Source organism: Fortiea sp. LEGE XX443, assembly GCF_015206815.1.
In the GTDB taxonomy this organism is placed as follows: Bacteria; Cyanobacteriota; Cyanobacteriia; order Cyanobacteriales; family Nostocaceae; genus Nostoc_B.
Genome location: NZ_JADEXZ010000031.1, coordinates 31,704 through 49,575 on the forward strand (window position 1 = coordinate 31,704; position 17,872 = coordinate 49,575).

At 40.9% G+C, this 17,872-nt stretch carries 16 protein-coding genes; 4 read left to right on the forward strand and 12 right to left on the reverse strand.

The window, feature by feature from the left end:
* Positions 1–259 precede the first annotated feature (259 nt).
* Both IQ259_RS13670 and gatC read left to right on the forward strand, forming a co-directional pair.
* Positions 260–781, forward strand: coding sequence for a photosystem I assembly protein Ycf3 (locus IQ259_RS13670; RefSeq protein ID WP_193885548.1), 522 nt, complete (start codon positions 260–262; stop codon positions 779–781).
* A gap of 96 nt (positions 782–877) precedes the next feature.
* Positions 878–1,171 carry an Asp-tRNA(Asn)/Glu-tRNA(Gln) amidotransferase subunit GatC gene (gatC, locus tag IQ259_RS13675; protein WP_193885550.1) on the forward strand — a complete coding sequence of 98 codons (294 nt, stop codon included), beginning with the start codon at positions 878–880 and terminating at the stop codon, positions 1,169–1,171.
* Positions 1,172–1,249: 78 nt separating this feature from the next.
* On the opposite strand, the gene IQ259_RS13680 is transcribed toward gatC, so the two are convergent.
* The gene (locus IQ259_RS13680; RefSeq protein WP_193885559.1) at positions 1,250–1,870 is read right to left on the reverse strand and encodes a CBS domain-containing protein; all 621 of its coding nucleotides are present in this window, start codon (positions 1,868–1,870) and stop codon (positions 1,250–1,252) included.
* Positions 1,871–2,333: 463 nt separating this feature from the next.
* Here IQ259_RS13680 and IQ259_RS13685 point away from each other — a divergent pair, with 463 nt between their 5' ends.
* Together IQ259_RS13685 and IQ259_RS13690 are read left to right on the forward strand one after the other, a co-directional pair.
* A complete protein-coding gene (locus tag IQ259_RS13685) occupies positions 2,334–3,473 on the forward strand; it encodes a hypothetical protein (RefSeq protein WP_193885560.1) in 1,140 nt (379 codons plus the stop codon).
* Positions 3,474–3,590: 117 nt separating this feature from the next.
* Positions 3,591–4,298, forward strand: a complete 708-nt coding sequence (locus IQ259_RS13690) for a M15 family metallopeptidase (protein WP_193885562.1) — start codon at positions 3,591–3,593, stop codon at positions 4,296–4,298.
* An 8-nt stretch (positions 4,299–4,306) separates the two neighbouring features.
* Here IQ259_RS13690 and IQ259_RS13695 read toward each other — a convergent pair whose 3' ends face one another.
* From IQ259_RS13695 to IQ259_RS13745, 11 genes are all read right to left on the reverse strand, one after another.
* The gene (locus tag IQ259_RS13695; protein ID WP_193885608.1) at positions 4,307–4,780 is read right to left on the reverse strand and encodes a TspO/MBR family protein; all 474 of its coding nucleotides are present in this window, start codon (positions 4,778–4,780) and stop codon (positions 4,307–4,309) included.
* A 78-nt stretch (positions 4,781–4,858) separates the two neighbouring features.
* The gene (locus IQ259_RS13700) at positions 4,859–5,332 is read right to left on the reverse strand and encodes a TspO/MBR family protein (protein WP_193885564.1); all 474 of its coding nucleotides are present in this window, start codon (positions 5,330–5,332) and stop codon (positions 4,859–4,861) included.
* A gap of 198 nt (positions 5,333–5,530) precedes the next feature.
* The gene (locus IQ259_RS13705) at positions 5,531–6,670 is read right to left on the reverse strand and encodes a hypothetical protein (protein WP_193885566.1); all 1,140 of its coding nucleotides are present in this window, start codon (positions 6,668–6,670) and stop codon (positions 5,531–5,533) included.
* A gap of 152 nt (positions 6,671–6,822) precedes the next feature.
* On the reverse strand, positions 6,823–7,692 hold the full coding sequence (locus IQ259_RS13710) for a hypothetical protein (RefSeq protein WP_193885568.1): 870 nt from the start codon (positions 7,690–7,692) through the stop codon (positions 6,823–6,825).
* A 602-nt stretch (positions 7,693–8,294) separates the two neighbouring features.
* Positions 8,295–9,359 carry a 3-deoxy-7-phosphoheptulonate synthase gene (gene aroF / locus IQ259_RS13715; RefSeq protein ID WP_193885570.1) on the reverse strand — a complete coding sequence of 355 codons (1,065 nt, stop codon included), beginning with the start codon at positions 9,357–9,359 and terminating at the stop codon, positions 8,295–8,297.
* A gap of 216 nt (positions 9,360–9,575) precedes the next feature.
* Positions 9,576–10,673, reverse strand: coding sequence for an anthranilate phosphoribosyltransferase (trpD, locus tag IQ259_RS13720; RefSeq protein WP_193885572.1), 1,098 nt, complete (start codon positions 10,671–10,673; stop codon positions 9,576–9,578).
* A gap of 6 nt (positions 10,674–10,679) precedes the next feature.
* Positions 10,680–11,909 (reverse strand): tryptophan synthase subunit beta, encoded by a 1,230-nt coding sequence (trpB, locus tag IQ259_RS13725; protein ID WP_193885573.1) that lies wholly within the window; start codon positions 11,907–11,909, stop codon positions 10,680–10,682.
* A 147-nt stretch (positions 11,910–12,056) separates the two neighbouring features.
* Entirely contained in the window at positions 12,057–12,875 is an 819-nt protein-coding gene (gene trpA / locus IQ259_RS13730) for a tryptophan synthase subunit alpha (protein WP_193885575.1), read from the reverse strand.
* Between the two features lie 117 nt (positions 12,876–12,992).
* Positions 12,993–13,829 carry an indole-3-glycerol phosphate synthase TrpC gene (gene trpC / locus IQ259_RS13735; protein ID WP_193885576.1) on the reverse strand — a complete coding sequence of 279 codons (837 nt, stop codon included), beginning with the start codon at positions 13,827–13,829 and terminating at the stop codon, positions 12,993–12,995.
* Between the two features lie 46 nt (positions 13,830–13,875).
* Entirely contained in the window at positions 13,876–16,077 is a 2,202-nt protein-coding gene (locus IQ259_RS13740) for an anthranilate synthase (RefSeq protein WP_193885577.1), read from the reverse strand.
* 404 nt (positions 16,078–16,481) lie between these two features.
* Positions 16,482–17,858, reverse strand: coding sequence for an alkaline phosphatase family protein (locus IQ259_RS13745; protein WP_193885578.1), 1,377 nt, complete (start codon positions 17,856–17,858; stop codon positions 16,482–16,484).
* Positions 17,859–17,872 lie beyond the last annotated feature (14 nt).

Here is a 17,872-nt window from a genome sequence, read left to right on the forward strand (position 1 = left end):
TTGGGACTCGCGTAAAAATAACTTACCTGATAAATTGATAAAGTGAATGTTGAGCAACATAGCTTACTAAAACACGTTCAATCTCAAAACCGAGTCTGTGGAGTGGGCAGAGAGAGAAAAAGTTCACAAGAAACTGACCCTACTTTATTGAGTGCTAATTGCATCCAGAAGAAAATTAATATCAGAAGTATTTGTCTGGGGTTATTCAATTCCCAAGAGTATCTTTTGAGCTAGTAGCTGTACAACCATAGAGGCAGTTATGCCAAGAACACAGAAAAACGATAACTTTATTGACAAATCTTTTACAGTCATGGCAGATATCATTCTGAAGATTCTGCCAACCAACAGAAAAGCTAAAGAAGCATTCGTTTATTACCGAGATGGAATGTCGGCACAAGCAGAAGGGGAGTATGCCGAAGCATTAGACTATTACCAAGAAGCCTTAACACTAGAAGAAGACACCAACGATCGCAGTTATATTTTCTATAACATGGGTCTAATTTACGCTAGTAACGGGGATCACAGCAAAGCTTTAGAACTGTATCACCAGGCAATTGAACTCAACCCACGTATACCCCAAGCCTTGAATAATATCGCCGTGATTTATCATTACCAAGGCGAAAAAGCTAAAGAAGCTGGAGATCATGACGGTGGCGAAGCACTGTTTGATCAAGCAGCAGATTATTGGATTAGAGCTATTCGCATGGCTCCCAATAACTACATCGAAGCCCAAAACTGGCTGAAAACCACTGGGCGGATGCAAATTGACGTATTCTTTTAGTTAATGATCAATAGTCAATGGTTATGAGTTAATTAACTGGTTTGATGACTATAACTATGGACTTTTGACTATGGACTTTTGACTTATAACTAAACCATGATTGATCGTGAACAAGTTCATAAAGTAGCCCTTCTCTCTCGGTTAGAATTGACACCAGAAGAAGAAGAGCAATTTACCACTCAGCTAGGAAATATTTTGGATTATGTTCAACAGCTGAGTGAATTAGATGTTAGCGATGTGCTACCAACCACACGGGCTATTGATGTAAGCAATGTAACGCGAGAGGATAAGCTACAACCTTATCCTAACCGAGATGCTATTCTCGATAGTGCGCCTGAACAAGAAGGTGAATTTTTCAAAGTACCAAAAATTCTCAACAGCGAAGAGTAGGAACTACAAAGTCAAAAGGTAAAAGGTAAAAGTAAAAAGAAAAAAATATTTTGCCTTTTTACTTTTTACTTTTCATTTCTAAGGTTGGTAATTACGGCATTCAGGCGCAGCGGGATTTTCCCGACAGTATTCTTCAAAGGAAATTTTAGCGGAAGGTATGGGTTCAGCTTTTTGATGAGCGGCTTCAGCTTGGAGTTCTTCTACTTCATCCCAAGCAGCAGCACAAGATTTAGAATAAGCTCCATGCTGAGTACAAGTGGCACGAGCTACTTCAATAGCTTTTTCAATTTTCTCCTCCAGCATTAGTGTTTTTGGAGTTTCGACAAAATTACTTTTAGTTAAAATGTCAGTAATCGAGATGATGCCTAGCAGCTTACCTTGAATTACTGGCGCTCTACGAATACCAGTATTGGCAAATAATCGCGCTACATACTCCACACTCAACTCAGGATTTACGACAATGCAGGGTTTGCTCATAATTTCGTAAACCCGTACTTGCTTGGGGTCTTTACCGTAGGCTATCACCTTATAGACAATATCTGTTTCGCTAACCATGCCATAGGCATCATTATCATAGCGACGATCCACAACCAAGGCACGCAATTTTTTTTCCTTCATCAGCCCCACTGCTTCAGCAACAGTGGCCGAACCGCGAATAGTAACAACATCCTTGGTCATGATATCTTCAGCTTTCATCATTGCTGTAGTCTCCTGGTAAATATTACCGTGCGGTGCGATGCGGCTGCTCAAGCTACACGGAGCGTCTCTTAGAGAAGAGGCTTGTCATCAGACATCGCTTGAAGTTCAACGCCCTCATACAGTTTTTCCAATCTTTATTTAAGCGAAGAAAAAAGGCGAATCTTAGCATTGCAGCTGCACAGTTGAGTAATTAGCCACAACACTAAATTAGTGCAGCTTTTAATTCATGATGTTATCGAAAGTGACCGAAGTCTAAAATCTCAGCATAATCATGCTGTTGAAGTATGAAATTTTATCGTTTAGCCTTCATTCTTTATCCTTTATCAGGCTAGGATGAACAAATAACCACCCAAATTTAGCTGACATATCTTTTTAGCAGTCAAGGCAAAGCACTAGACAATCTCTGCTGACTGTAAATTTCCACCCAGGTATACCATCTGCCAATAAATATTTATATTTACCTATGTCAAATCGTCATTATCCTCCCGCCTACTTACGTTATTTCAAAGCCAGGTTATGGAATTTAGGCAAACCTGCTTTTTGGGGAACAGCAATTTTTTTATCGGTATTAGGGCTGGTAATTCGAGAATATTGGTCTAATCCAAATGCTTTTACGCAAAAACAAAACAATGAAATTACTACTCAAAAAACTAATGACTCATCGCTAACACAAGAAGATAAAGCGATCGCCGCAGATATTGATAACTTGCCAGTTCTGTATAATGAAGTTGAACAAGCAACTAGCCCTATAATTGTCAGTTCCCCCACAAACAACTCCAAGCCCAACAAGGGTAAAGATTTTTTACAGGATTTAATTAACAAACAAAAATCTGCTAAAGACACCAAATTAAATCCTAGTTTCGGCATCAGTAGTGGCACATCTGTAGAGAAAAATCCTTTTGTCACCCAAACTGAAAATTTGTTACAGTTCGGCACACAAAATAGTAGCAGTCAGTTATTTACTTCGTCGTCTCAACCCAAAAATATAGTCGAAAACTCTTACGCAGTAGGCATCGGAGTCAACAAGACCCCAAATAATCCCTACAACTCAATTAGCTCTTCACCAACGATACTTCCACCATCAACTAACCAAACACCATCTAGCATCAATGGTGTAACTTCTGCTCCCAGCAATACTTTTGGGCAAACCTTATACAACGAAGTTCCCCAGAATTTATCTAACACCAATAATAATCTAGGGACAAATTTATATAATCAAATCCCACAAAGTTTACCTACTAATAACCAACCTTTTACACCTAGCACAAGTTTAAATGGTGGTACAGGCTATATTCAGCCAACTGTACCAAATTTACCAACAAATTCTTATAACCGTATAAATACTGTCCCGCTATTGCCTACCCAAATACCATCAACAACTACAACACAACCTATAACTTCAACTGCACCAACGAACACTACACCCAACGCTGGCCAGAATCCCTATTCAAATCTTGTCACACCTTCTACTCCAGCAAGTTACCAAAATAATCGGTATTTCAGAGGTCTACCCATTCAAATACCGCAGTCTAATTTCTCAACTACTCCCCAAATTCCTGGACAGTCTACAGGTGGTGTTCCCGCAAATGGTTATGGCTATTAATAGTCTTGGCAAATTGGAATAAGTAGAGACGCAGCAGTGGTGCGTTTCCAGATGTAATTACAAATTGGTATAAGATTCTGGAAATGTATAAGCTAAAATCTAAAATCCAAAATTGGTATGCGACCTTATCACCATATCCCCATTATTGAATGCGGTGAAGCTTTGGTAGAGATTCCTTTAGAACTGTTTGCAGTGGAATCTCCCCATCCTTATGCAAAATTGGGTGCTACTTATGGTGAATACTCTCCTTATTATCTGCGCCGGAGTGTTGTTGAAAATTTAATCCAAGCTCAAAATTACTTGCACTCTTTACATCCTCATTGGCGTATTCAAATTTTTGACGGCTATCGCCCGATCGCAGTGCAGCAGTTTATGGTAGATTACAGCTTTGCTACAGAAGTACAAGAGAGAGGATTAACTGAGACTGAGTTAACGCCAAATCAGCGCCAAGAAATTTGGGAGGCGGTTTACCAAATTTGGGCTGTACCGAGTATGGATGAAAAAACGCCTCCTCCCCACAGTACGGGTGCAGCGGTGGATGTAACGCTAGTGGATAACACAGGACAAGTGATAAATATGGGTTCGCCCATTGATGAATTGTCAGAGCGATCGCATCCCAATTACTATATCAATCATCCCCAAAAAGAAGCACAACAGTATCATAGCGATCGTCAGCTATTAAATGATGTCATGCTAAAAGCGGGATTTCAACGCAATCCCAGAGAATGGTGGCATTTTTGTTTCGGCGATCAAATGTGGGCGTGGCTGAATAATCAAGTTAATCCTGCTAATTCTTTGACAGCCCGTTATGGTCGAATTTTATAGATGTATAGTTAAGCATCTTCTGGATTCAGATGTTTTAATTCGTCAGTGGTGAAAGTGCCAATAGGACTCCAAAGCAAATACGGAATGAGTAATATTGTTGCTAATCCTGAAATTGGCAGAACACACAAAGCCAAAACTATGGCTGAAATCATCCCAATTAACCCAATAGTTTCGCCAGCTTTAAGACTCCGCAACCTCAGCATTAGCGGTATGTAGGCAACAGTAATGATTTCTACGAACAGGTACAAACCCATCAGCAACCAAGTAACCAAACTTCCAGGGCTGTGTTGCCAAATAATGTTAGCAGAAATTGCGCCACAAACAAAAATTACAGTCCAAATGAGAGGGATAAACGGCTCAAACACTAGCCATTGTGGACGGCTTAAATTTGCAAACCATTTTACGTCACGGGGCGTAATAAAAAAACTGCCAATTGCAATCAAGAAAGTTATCGCCCCAATGATTACACCAGATGACACCATACCAATACCTTTTGTCAAGTTATACATTGCCAGTTTGACAATATAAGGTATGGGTGAAATCAACCACAGGTTTGATACTCAAGCATCTTGAGGATTGAGTCTGATCATCTGCCAAGTGGTATAAGTACCAATGGGACTCCAAAGTAAAAATGGTACTAATAATAGTGCAGCCCAACCAGAAATCGGTAAGACAGCAAGGGTTAATATAAGTCCGATAATAAAACCTGTACCACCAATGATTGTTCCTGCCTGAAGACTCCGCAACCGACACATGACGGGTGTATAGGCGATGATTACAATTTCTAAGATTAAGTATAAACTCATCAATAACCAAGTGGATATGGTTCCTGGGTTACGTTCCCAGACAATATAAGCCGACCAAGCACCACAAATAAAGATAACAGTCCAGATGATGGGAATTGCCGCCTCAAAAGTTAACCATCTCGGTCTTTGTAAACGCCTGAACCATTGGCGATCGCTAGACTGAATTAAACTAGCTGCTAAAGCAACTAATATTGCTACCCCCCCAATTACCATCCAAGATTTGATCATGCCTTTTATCCCTTATAATTGCTGTCTATTGCTGAAATATCACCCTTGATAGTGTGATTTTGTCAATCTACTTACTAAATACTCATCATCCCTGAGTTTGATAACTTGTTGTTAGTCAGAGATATTTCATCTCATGGGTATGAGTTAAGCATGTTTAGACAGGCTATAGGGATAAAAGCGAAATCTCATCAGTTTTATTCAAACAGAATTGGCATTAGTAGCCAAAGCATTCTTTTTGCGTAAAAATGTCTTTTGTTTGAACTTAAATAAACATAAATATAATAAACCACCTAATATCAGCGGTATTGAAGATGTAGGTTCTGGAACAGGCTCCAAACCTTGTCTAGGCGGGTAAGGCAATTGATTTTTAGGAATTTCGCCAAATAAACTTAAAAATTGATCAATTTGAGGAGATATATCACCGTTATTAATACCATTACCTCTAGAAAGAATCAGCTTGTTAAATATCTGGCTCTCAGACATTTCAAGATTACCTGTTAAACCAATAAAATCTTGACCTATACTTCCGACTAGCGAGTTAATCAGGGTCTCAACACCACTACTATTTTCTTGCAAAAAAGAATCTAGGTTTCTAACATCGTTACTAAGTCCAATTGTCTCATTGCTGTTATCTACTAGCCAGTTACCATTACCAATAACTGTATTCCCACTGGTAAAAACCCAGTTGCCATTACCAATAATAGTGTTGTTACTGCCAAAATCCCAGTTACCATTGCCAATGGTTTGATTGTCACTGCCAAAGTACCAATTACCATTACCTAATGTAGAGTTATTGGTTCCTTCATCCCAATGCCAATTACCATTACCAATTGTTGTATTATTACCACCAAAACTCCAGTTACCATTACCAATTGTGGCGTTATTATTACTAAAGTTCCAGTTACCATTACCAATTGTCGCACTGTCACTACCATAATTTGAATTGAAATTACCAACAATTGCGTTGTTAGTGCCAAAGTTATTATTACTATTACTGACAGGTGCGTTGTTTTGATTTAAAGGTAAGCTACCAAAGTTGTTAGGATTACTGCTACCTGTAAATGGGTTATTACTACCATCGAAAAAGTTCTCACCCAAAACTAACTTTAAGCGATTAAAAATTAATTGCTGAAGCTGACTGTCACCACCTCCTGCAAAAGGATTGCTATCACCGCCAGGAAGATTACGATTATTTGTAAAAGGGTTACTGCTTTCTACAGATGTATTTTCGCCTAGAGATGAATATAGTCCTTCAAAAGGCGATCGCTGAGACAGACTGCCACTACTATCATCAAAAGAATTATCAGCAACAGAGGTATTGACAGCAGATACTTCCATCAGCACTAATCTCCTATTTTTGCGTTAATAATTTGCTAAAACAGAGAAAAATACAAAAACCGCAGATAGATAAATATAGCTATTTTAGGATTGATGATTTCTGTTTCACTGCGGTTTTTTGCAAAAATTCTAAGAACTAATAACTGTTGCTATTAAGCAAAAGGATTGCTACCGCCGGCAAAAGGATTGCTGCCACCTGCCATTGGATTGTCACCACCGGCAAAAGGATTGCTGCCACCTGCCATTGGATTGTCACCACCGGCAAAAGGATTGCTGCCACCTGCCATTGGGTTGCTACCACCGGCAAAAGGATTACTACCGCCACCAGTAGAAGAAGCGCTACCACCGGCAAAAGGATTGCTGCCACCTGCCATTGGGTTGCTACCACCGGCAAAAGGATTACTGCCGCCACCAGTAGAAGGAGCGCCACCGCCTGCGAAAGGATTACTACCGCCACCAGTAGAAGGAGCGCCACCGCCTGCGAAAGGATTACTACCGCCACCAGTAGAAGGAGCGCCACCGCCTGCGAAAGGATTACTGCCGCCACCAGTAGAAGGAGCGCCACCGCCTGCGAAAGGATTACTACCGCCACCAGTTAAAGGATCGCTACCGCCACCGCTAGAAGGAGCGCCACCGCCTGCGAAAGGATTGCTACCACTACCAGTAGAAGGAGCGCCGCCACCAGCAAAAGGATTGCTACCACCACCAGTAGAAGGAGCGCTACCACCCTGATTGTCAGTTGCCCAGGGATTGACACCACCAGTTAAAGCGCTACCAGGAGCAGTTGGATTGCCAAAGTTAGCAAAGGGATTACCACTATAAGGCGCATCACCGTTATTTGAGTTGCCACCATTACCTAACGAACTACCAGCACCACTAGCTGATCTACTAAAACCCTGGATTATGTCGTTTGAGTCGGCACCGGGAATGTCTAGCAATACACCGAATGGTGATTGCCGAAGTAGCTCAGTCAAATCACCACCAGAAGAGTTATTGTTACCGCTATTATCTACGTCTGCCATGAGAAAATATCCTCCTAGATTTTGGATATCAATTTTGTTAGTTTTGAAAAAATCAAGAAACAATAAAACACTTAAAAAAGATGATGTTTTGCCTCTTGTTTTTTGCTAAATATAGTTAGCATTCATTAAGTTGGGAAGAGAATATTTATTGGTATGTTTCGTGGCTTTGTAATCAACAAATATTCCCGTTATTTATCAAACTGTAATGAAGTCTGATTCCACATATATGTTATGTATTCATTACAATTAGCACAATGATAAATATTTATGATTTTTGGAAAAAATATAATATTCTTGGCAAGATAATAATTTAATTACAAAATATAAAAAATATAGGACTTACGCAAAATATCTCTGAAACTCTCATTTCTCCGTTACCTCTGCGCCTCTGTGGTAGCCTGCGGCAAGCCGCTGCCGCGTCTACGTTATTCCGTGACTCGTGCGTAAGTCCTAAAATAAATTGGCACATGATTATGGCTTTGATATCATGCACCAATTCTTGATTAAAATGAAATTGATCCAAATAATAAAATAGAGCAGATAATAGCAAAATTTAGAAAAAATAGCTATTTAACTGTTACTGTTTTACGCAATCAAAAATCTTAAACAGTAGTCAGTAAAGATGGTAGAGTCCAACGCCCAACAACTGTACCAATCACTGACATTTCTTGTGCTAAACAGTCAAATCTTTCTGGGGTTAAAGATTGCGGCCCGTCAGATAAAGCTCTAGCTGGATTAGGATGAACTTCAATCATTAAAGCATCAGTACCTGCTGCGATCGCGCCTAAAGCCATAGGTGGTACATATTCAGATTTACCTGTACCATGACTTGGATCAATCATGATTGGTAAATGAGTGAGCGATCGCAATACTGGAATTACAGATAAATCTAAGGTATTGCGAGCATATTTACTATCAAAAGTTCTAATACCACGCTCACAAAGAATCACGTTCGGATTTCCACCTGCAAGAATATATTCTGCTGCCATCAGCCACTCGTCAATTGTGGCCGACATCCCGCGTTTGAGTAATACAGGCTTATCTTGTGCGCCTACTTTCTTCAATAACGAAAAGTTGTGCATATTCCTAGCACCAACTTGGATGATGTCGGCAACTCTTGTTACTGCTGTTAAGTCGGCAGTATCCATAACTTCGGTGATGATACCCAAACCTGTAGCGTTACGCGCTGCTGCCAACAATTCTAAGGCGCTTTCTCCATATCCTTGAAAAGCATAAGGCGAGGTACGAGGTTTATAAGCTCCCCCACGCAAAAACTTTGCTCCAGCAGCCTTGACACGTTTTGCTGTCTCAACAATCATTTCCTCATTCTCAACAGAACAAGGCCCAGCTACCACCACTACAGGATGATGCTCTCCAAAATATACACGGCCATTGGGTGTGGGTACAACAACCTCACTGGCTTCTCCGTAGCGGAATTCTCGACTTACGCGCTTGAAAGGTTTTTGGACTCGCATAACTTGTTGAATCCAAGGACTGAATTCTTGTATCTGCAATGGATCGATAGTAGCAGTGTCGCCAATTACGCCCAAAATAACTTTATGTTTGCCGACGCTTTTTTCGATTTTGACTCCCCAAACTTCACTTAATCCTTCGCTGATGCGAGTGATTTCATCAATGGGTGTGCCGTTTTTCAGGACTACTATCATTTTTGTTTTCCTTTTTTGTGTTGCAAGTATTTTTTTGTTTACGAACCGCAAAGGACGCAGAGGACGCAAAGTAAGAGAGTTAGGACTTACGCATTTAAAGAGAAAATCAAGGGTTTGAACAAGGGTGGGTGTATGTGTTTCAAAGTCTTACACCCTACACCCTTGCCCCCTTACACCCAGTCTGAACAAGCAACCTTAGTGCGTAAGTTCTGAGAGTTAGTGGAGAAATTCGGCAAGTTGTTCTAGTTTTGTCCAAGCTGCGCCACTTTGGAGAATTTCTTTGGCTAAAGTGATGCCTTTGGTGCAACCTTGTAAGATGTCTGTTGTGTCTGGGATGGCTTCTCCGACTTGCAGTGCTAGGGCTGTGTTTAGGGCGACTACATCTTGTTGGGCTTGAGTGCCTTTTCCTTGGAGTACGGCTTTTAAGATTTCGGCGTTTTCTTGAACATCGCCGCCGCGTAATGCGCCTGTTGGTGCAGAACTCAAACCGAGTTCTTGGGGGTTGATGGTGAGACAGCGCACTTTTCCTGCTTGCAGTACAGCTAAGTCTGTGACATCTGCTAAACCGGCTTCATCTAATCTTTCTCTGCCGTGGAGGGCGATCGCTTGTTTACATCCTAGTTGGGATAAGGCTTGGGCGATTTCTTCAATGAGTAACGGGTCGTTAACACCAATAATTTGTCCTGTTGGTCGCATGGGATTTACCAAAGGGCCAAGCAGGTTAAAAATAGTCCGCACTTTCAGAGTTTTGCGTAAATCTGCGACTGCTTTGAGTGCTGGATGCCAGCCAGGGGCAAATAAAAAGGTAATGCCAATTTCGTTAACTGCGGCTTGTACTTTGTCTGGGCTGGCATTGAGATTTATCCCTAAAGCTTCCAATACATCAGCAGAACCAGCTTTACTAGAGGCTGAACGATTGCCGTGCTTGGCCACTTTTACCCCAGCGGCGGCGGAGACAAAGGCGACAGCCGTGGAAATGTTAAAGGTGGAAGCACCATCGCCACCAGTACCGCAAGTATCGATGAGAGGATTTGTAGAGACGTGATATGTCGCGTCTCCATAAGATGATTGGGATTGCAGGACAGTGGCCATACCTACTAGTTCTTCGGCGGAAACACCTTTGGCTTGAATTGCGACTAAGATGGCTCCTGAGAGGACTGGAGGAATGGTATCTGTAAGCCAACCGTGCATTAAATTTGTGGCTTGGTCAACTGTGAGTGATTGCCGTTTGAGCAGTTGTTGTAATATAGCTGACCAGTCGGATGAAGCAGTAACAGAGATTTTGTCAAGTGGATTTTGAGTTAAGGCTACCATATTGCATTAATGATTCAGGACTTTAGCAACAGTTTGGACATCCTTATCACCTCTACCAGAGCAGTTGATGACAATGCGCGGGCTACCATCTAACTGTGGACAGAGAATTTCTAAATAGGCGATCGCATGAGATGTTTCTAATGCTGGGATAATGCCTTCTAGTTGCGAGAGTTTTTGAAATGCTTGTAGTGCTTGCTCGTCTGTCACGCTGTAATATTCAGCACGACGGATATCTTTTAAATAACTATGTTCAGGGCCGACACCTGGATAATCTAAACCAGCGCTAATTGAGTGGGCTTCGATAACTTGACCATCATCATCTTGTAAGATGTAGCTCATTGCACCATGTAGCACTCCAACTCTACCTAATGTCAGAGTTGCGGCGTGTTTATCTGTATTCACACCTTCTCCGGCTGCTTCCACACCAATCAAACGCACCGCAGGTTCATTCACAAATTCATGAAACAATCCGATCGCATTGGAACCGCCACCCACACAAGCCAAAAGAATATCTGGTAAACCGCCCCATTTCTCTTGAGCCTGGACGCGAGTTTCTTTACCGATAACAGTGTGGAAATCACGCACTAACATTGGATAAGGATGAGGGCCAGCCACAGAACCTAAAATGTAGTGTGTTGTTTCGACATTCGTTACCCAATCTCGAATCGCCTCCGAAGTAGCATCTTTGAGAGTGCCAGTTCCCGCCTCCACAGGCCGGACTTCCGCCCCCATCAACTTCATGCGGAACACATTCAGGGCTTGCCGTTCCATATCATGGATGCCCATGTAAATCACACATTCCAAACCAAACCGCGCACATACAGTAGCCGTCGCTACTCCATGCTGACCTGCACCAGTTTCCGCAATAATTCGCTGTTTCCCCATCCGCTTGGCTAACAACACCTGAGCCAAAGCATTATTAATTTTGTGAGCGCCTGTATGATTTAAATCTTCCCGCTTTAAATAAATTTGCGCCCCTGTGCCATCAGGTCTGGCGTAGTGAGCCGTCAAGCGTTCAGCAAAATATAACGGGCTAGGTCTGCCCACATAATCGCGCAGTAAACTTTGCAACTCACTTTGAAAGCCAGCATCATCACGATACTGTTCAATAGCCCTTTCCAACTCACTTAAAGCCGGCATCAAAGTTTCCGGTACATACTTACCGCCAAACTGTCCAAATCTGCCCAACGAGTCAGGTTGCGTAAATGTATTCTTAATATCTGGAATGCTTACCACAGTCTAAACCTCTTACCTTAAAGTTTTCCTCCTCTGTGTTCTCTGCGCCTCTGTGGTTCGTTTTTCTTTATCGAACCGCAGAGACACAGAGGAGCCATTGCGTTGGGCGGCTTTGCCGACTTGTAGCAACTGGCGTGACGCAGAGATTTACTTAGCTAAACCAACTGGTTGTAATGAAATTGCTGCTTTGAGTTCTCGACATAATTGTTCTATTGCTTGTAGTCCTTGAGTTGGGCTACCTTCGGCGAGGCGTTTGACAAAGGCGCTACCAACAATCACTGCATCTGCGCCCCATTCTTTCACTTGATGTGCTTGTTCTGGTGCAGAGATGCCGAAACCAACGCCAATAGGTTTGTCGGTGACGCTGCGTAAATCTGTGATTAAGTGTTGTACACGGTTTTGGATTTGAGAACGCATCCCCGTCACACCTGTTACACTGACGAGATAAATAAAGCCTTGAGATTGACGAGCGATCGCATCAATCCTATCCTGAGAACTAGTAGGAGCTACAAGTAAAATCACCTCAATGCCAAAAGATGCGGCAGTTTGAATTAATTCTGCTGCTTCTTCTAAGGGTAAATCTGGTACTACTAAACCTTTTACACCAACATCGGCAATAATGGCTAAAAACGATTTAATTCCACGATGCAAAATGGGATTGTAGTAAGTAAATAAGATGATTGGTGCTTTAATATTAGGAATTACATCTGCTAATACTTCTAATACTTGTTCTAATTTAGTCCCTCTTTGTAAAGCGCGAGTTGCAGCAGCTTGAATTACAGGCCCATCGGCTAAGGGGTCAGAATAAGGAACACCCACTTCGATAAAATCAGCACCATTGCAATCTAAAATCCGTAAAGCATCGGCGGTAGTTTCTAAATCTGGATCACCTGCTGTAATAAAAGGAATTAACGCACACTGTTGGCGCTGACGTAGCAATTGAAAGTAATTAGAAATGGTGGTCATAGTAATTCGTAATTCGTAGTTCGTAATTCGTAATTTTCATAAGGAAAGGTGAAGGGAGAAAGTAAATAATTATTTCTTTTATCTTTCCCCTTTACCTTGCTTCTGCAAAGAGTTGCTTTAAAATTGGGATTTGTTTTCTAATAAATTACGCACAGCTTCCTCTACATCATCTTGCTTAACTAAAGACTCTCCCACTAAAACAGCCCTCGCACCAAATTCAGCCACAAAAGCTAAATCAGCAGGTGTATAAATTCCCGACTCGCTGACAACAGTAATGCCTAAACTTTGTAATTGTTGTTGTCGCTGTGATAAAAGGTGCTTTGTGATGTTTAAATCAACAGTAAAATCTTCGAGGTTACGGTTATTAATTCCAACTAAACGTAGATTATTTAACTTTAAAACTCTATCCAGTTCAGCCAATGTATGAACTTCTACTAAAGCATTCATGCCCAAATTATGAATTATTTGTAAAAAGTTTTGCAGTTCTTGGTCTGATAAAATTGCTGCAATTAATAAAACTGCATCTGCACCTGTTGTTCGTGCTAGATAAATTTGATAAGCATCAATAATGAACTCTTTACATAATAGAGGCAAAGAAACATGCGATCGCACTAAACGCAAGTTATTAAAGCTACCTTGAAAAAACCTTTCATCAGTGAGAACCGAAAGACAAGCAGCACCACCATGTTGATATGACTGAGCGATCGCAACTGGGTCAAAATCTGCTCTAATAATTCCACGGCTGGGCGATGCCTTTTTTACCTCAGCAATTAAACTAGGCTGATAAGAATTTTCCTGCAAAGCTTTCAAAAAATTTCGCACAAACGGCGCAGCACTCAACTGATTTTCCAAAACAGTTAAAGGTAATTCTTGCTGCATTTGTGCAACTTCTTGCCGTTTATGCCAAATAATTTCTTTCAGGATGTGTTGAGGCGAGACAACTTGATTAATCATAAGCGAAAGTGGAGGAGGGATGTGAAAATGGGGAGCAGAATAACTATTAACTATTGACTATTGACTCTTTTGTTCGCGTGTATGTCCGGACGACATTTTTAATAATCGCCAGACCAACCTCTGAGGCTAATGTCATAATTGACTCTGGATGAAACTGTACAGCCGCAATGGGAAGTGTTTGATGTTCAATACCCATGATTACATCGTCCTCAGAAATCGCCGTTACACTGAATTCTTTTGGTAAACGTTGCGGTATGGCAAACAATGAATGGTATCTACCGACACTGAAAGATTCTGGCAAACCTTGAAACATCACAGAATCGGGCGCAGTGACGAAAACTCGTGAAGATTTACCATGCTGAGGATAGTTAAGCACTCCCAATTCACCGCCAAAAGCTTCGACAATTCCTTGCAATCCCAGACACACGCCAAAAAGAGGTATTTGACGACGAATACAAGCCGCAACAGTCTCTGTAACTTTGAAATCATGCGGTCTACCAGGGCCCGGAGATAATACAACTAAATCTGGGCGTTCTGTATCGAACAGAGATTCAGGGAAACCATGACGGAGGGTGGTGACACTCGCGCCTGTGGAACGAATGTAGTTAGCGAGGGTGTGAACAAATGAATCTTCGTAGTCAATGAGTAGAATGCGTTTACCCGGTTCAACATCAGCAACGCATTTACTCAAGTTTGTAGTACTGCATTCATCAAATTCTTCGCCTTTTTGTTTAGCACAACGAATCGTTTCAAATAACGCTGCACCTTTGGTGATGGTTTCTTGTTCTTCTGCTTGCGGTACAGAATCATATAAGAGAGTTGCCCCAACTCGCACTTCTGCTATTGAATCTTGTAAGCGGATAGTTCGCAGAATTAAGCCTGTGTTTAAATTACCGTTGAAATTTAAATACCCAACTGCACCACCATACCAACGTCGGGCGCTGCGTTCGTGCTGTTCGATAAATTGAATTGCGGCTCGTTTGGGTGCGCCTGTGACTGTGACAGCCCAAGTATGACTCAAAAAAGCATCTAACGCGTCAAATTCTGGGCGCAATATACCTTCTACATGATCTACGGTATGGATTAAGTGACTGTACAATTCAATTTGACGACGACCAATAACTTGTACTGAACCAGGTTCACAGATGCGAGACTTATCATTGCGGTCTACATCAGTACACATTGTCAACTCTGCTTCATCTTTGGAAGAGTTTAGTAAGGAACGAATCTGCACAGCATCATCTAAAGCATCTTGTCCGCGGCTAATTGTGCCACTGATTGGACAAGTTTCTACACGCCGACCTTCAACCCGGACAAACATTTCTGGCGATGCACCAATAATGTATTCACCACCTAAATTAAAAATAAATCCGTAAGGGCTAGGGTTAATTTGTTTAAGAGTTTCAAATAGATTGCTTGGTTGTTCTTCGCAAGCTGTGAAAAAGTTTTGACTGGGAACAACTTCAAATAAATCGCCTCGACGGAAGTAATCGAGAGTAAATTCTACTAGTTTGGAATATTCGCCTATGTTGTGGTCAACATTTTGTGTCGGAGTCAGGCGTTGACCTCGATAATCAATAGATTCACCTGTACGCGGCAAATTATAAGTACTGCCATAGGCTGTGATAAAGTCATACTCTAGCCGAAAAGCTTGTTGCTGATAGTAGTCTACAACTATCAATTCGTCAGGTAAATATAAAACTAAATCGCGCTGGTCTGTAGGACGTTTTAAAGATTGAGAAATTGGTTCAAACTGAAATACTAAGTCGTAACCAAATGCTCCATACAATCCTAAATGTTCATCTTCTTGGCTAGAAAATGTATCAAGAATTTCTCGAATAACTGTAAACGTTGAAGGTTGTTTACTGCGTTCTTCTTCAGTAAAACATTGTTCTGTAGATTTAACTAATCCAGTGACACAGTTTTGAGTTTTAGTTAGGTTTTGAAGTTGCTTTAAATCGAATAGATGCTCAAACAGCAATGCTAAAAGTATTTTACCGCGATCGTTTAGTGCTGTCAGAGTGAAAGTATTTGCTTTTGTAGTTAATTCCAAAGGCGGATTAATAAATCCTATTGCCCATCTTTTATATCTTCCTGGATATTCGTAACTGCTAGTTAACAAGCCTCCACGCTGAGAATTGAGGTAAAAGAGAACTTCTTCAATGGCAGTCTCCATCTTAATTTCTGTAATTGAGCGAGAAACACGTAAATTACTCAGCGTTGTGTAGGAATGGGAGTCAGTAATCATAAATAAATTGTTGAGAATTTGAGTGGCAAGCTTGGAAAATGAAAAAATTTGAATATTTTTTGATGTGTTTGTCGGAGTGTATGCAATTAGAAAAAACTAATATTCTTTATTTAGCCTACTCAACATATAGCCGCTAATGAATGAATATTATTTTGCAGAAGTTAACTTTTTATTTGAAATTAATATTATTTTTTTAAAAATATAAAAAGATGTTTTTTTGATTTTAGCCAATAACCTTTAGGAATATAAGTAGAAAGGTGCAAATAAACCGAACTATGTAACGGAAAGTAAAGTAGCTTGAAAACCTCTTCCCTTCTGCCTTCTGCCTCCTGCCTTGTCATAACGACAATTTTTAACACCGACCTACTTATTTTTGTTGGTTGTTGATACCAAAAGATCAGTTTTTATTTTTTAGTTAAATGCTCAAGAATTATCTGACACACACTACTGGCTTGTATGGATGAGGAATCAAGTAAATGAGTTTGTTGGCTAATCAATAAAGGCCCTTCAGTGGTCGAAGGTGGAAAACAACCGTGTGAACCTTTAACTAAAGAAGTATCTAAAGGAATAACATCCATTAAGTAGCGAAAGCCCAGTTTTTTTTGTAAAAGCTTTAGAGCAATTTTGACTTGAGGTAATTTAATTTCTGGGTCAATAAAAAGTTCTACGGGGTCGTAACCAGGTTTACGATGAATATCAACAGTTTTGGCAAAATCAGGGGCGCGATGCTCATCAAGCCAGTAATAATAAGTAAACCAAGCATCTGGTTGAGATACTGCGATTAATTCACCTGAGCGAGAATGGTTTAGATGATAAGCTGGCTTTTCGCTATCGTCTAAAATATAAGCAACTCCATCAATTTCTTCGAGGAGCGATCGCACTTTTGGTATATACAATGGATTATTAACATATATATGGGCAAGTTGATGGTCTGCAACCGCAAATGCTTTACTAGCACCAGCATCTAGTAGTTCTCGTCCGGTTTCTTCCCGTACTGTTAACAAGCCATTTTCTCGCAATATGCGATTGAGATGTATAGGTTTTGATACCGATGTAATTCCGTATTCTGATAAGACGATGACTTGAGCGCCACGATTTTCATAGTATTGAATCAAGTCGCTGCAAACTGCGTCAATTTCTTGTAAATCTTTGGCTACTTTGTTGGTATCAGCGCCATATTTTTGTAAACAGTAGTCTAGATGGGGTAAGTAAACGAGTGTTAGTGTTGGGTTGTGGTGTTCTTCGACAAATTTTGCTGAGTCTGCAATCCATTGGGTGGAACGAATTGATGTGTTAGGCCCCCAGAAGTTAAATAAAGGGAACTGACCTAGTGTAGACTGAAGTTGCGATCGCAAGTTTTTTGGTTGAGTATAAATATCTGGTATTTTTCTCCCATCAGCAGGATACATCGGTCGGGGGGTAACTGCATATTCTACTGAGGAGTACATGTTGTACCACCAAAATAAGTTGGCGCAGGTAAAGTTGGGGTCTATTTGTTTGGCTATATCCCAGATTTTGGGAGTTTGAATTAGTTTGTTAGACTGTCGCCAAAATTTGATTTCACACTCATCTCGAAAGTACCAGCCGTTAGCAACAATTCCATGCTCATCGGGTAATTTACCTGTGAGATAGGTTGCTTGTGCTGTACAAGTTACAGCAGGTAAAACTGGTTCGATAGTGACGGTTTTTCCTGTTGATTTCCAATGGCAAAGGAAGGGTGTCTGTTGACCTATGAGGTTTGGTGTTAATCCGACTACGTTGAGAATGGTTGTTTTTTGCATACGAACCACAGAGA

Bases quoted from the DNA above. Each gene is read 5' to 3' on its own strand.
- IQ259_RS13670 (WP_193885548.1), top strand. From the start codon at position 260: ATGCCAAGAACACAGAAAAACGATAACTTTATTGACAAATCTTTTACA.
- IQ259_RS13685 (WP_193885560.1), top strand. From the start codon at position 2,334: ATGTCAAATCGTCATTATCCTCCCGCCTACTTACGTTATTTCAAAGCC.
- IQ259_RS13680 (WP_193885559.1), bottom strand. From the start codon at position 1,870: ATGATGAAAGCTGAAGATATCATGACCAAGGATGTTGTTACTATTCGC.
- IQ259_RS13710 (WP_193885568.1), bottom strand. From the start codon at position 7,692: ATGGCAGACGTAGATAATAGCGGTAACAATAACTCTTCTGGTGGTGAT.
- aroF (WP_193885570.1), bottom strand. From the start codon at position 9,359: ATGATAGTAGTCCTGAAAAACGGCACACCCATTGATGAAATCACTCGC.
- IQ259_RS13690 (WP_193885562.1), top strand. From the start codon at position 3,591: ATGCGACCTTATCACCATATCCCCATTATTGAATGCGGTGAAGCTTTG.
- IQ259_RS13740 (WP_193885577.1), bottom strand. From the start codon at position 16,077: ATGATTACTGACTCCCATTCCTACACAACGCTGAGTAATTTACGTGTT.
- IQ259_RS13695 (WP_193885608.1), bottom strand. From the start codon at position 4,780: ATGGTGTCATCTGGTGTAATCATTGGGGCGATAACTTTCTTGATTGCA.
- IQ259_RS13705 (WP_193885566.1), bottom strand. From the start codon at position 6,670: ATGGAAGTATCTGCTGTCAATACCTCTGTTGCTGATAATTCTTTTGAT.
- trpC (WP_193885576.1), bottom strand. From the start codon at position 13,829: ATGATTAATCAAGTTGTCTCGCCTCAACACATCCTGAAAGAAATTATT.
- trpD (WP_193885572.1), bottom strand. From the start codon at position 10,673: ATGGTAGCCTTAACTCAAAATCCACTTGACAAAATCTCTGTTACTGCT.
- IQ259_RS13745 (WP_193885578.1), bottom strand. From the start codon at position 17,858: ATGCAAAAAACAACCATTCTCAACGTAGTCGGATTAACACCAAACCTC.
- gatC (WP_193885550.1), top strand. From the start codon at position 878: ATGATTGATCGTGAACAAGTTCATAAAGTAGCCCTTCTCTCTCGGTTA.
- IQ259_RS13700 (WP_193885564.1), bottom strand. From the start codon at position 5,332: ATGATCAAATCTTGGATGGTAATTGGGGGGGTAGCAATATTAGTTGCT.
- trpA (WP_193885575.1), bottom strand. From the start codon at position 12,875: ATGACCACCATTTCTAATTACTTTCAATTGCTACGTCAGCGCCAACAG.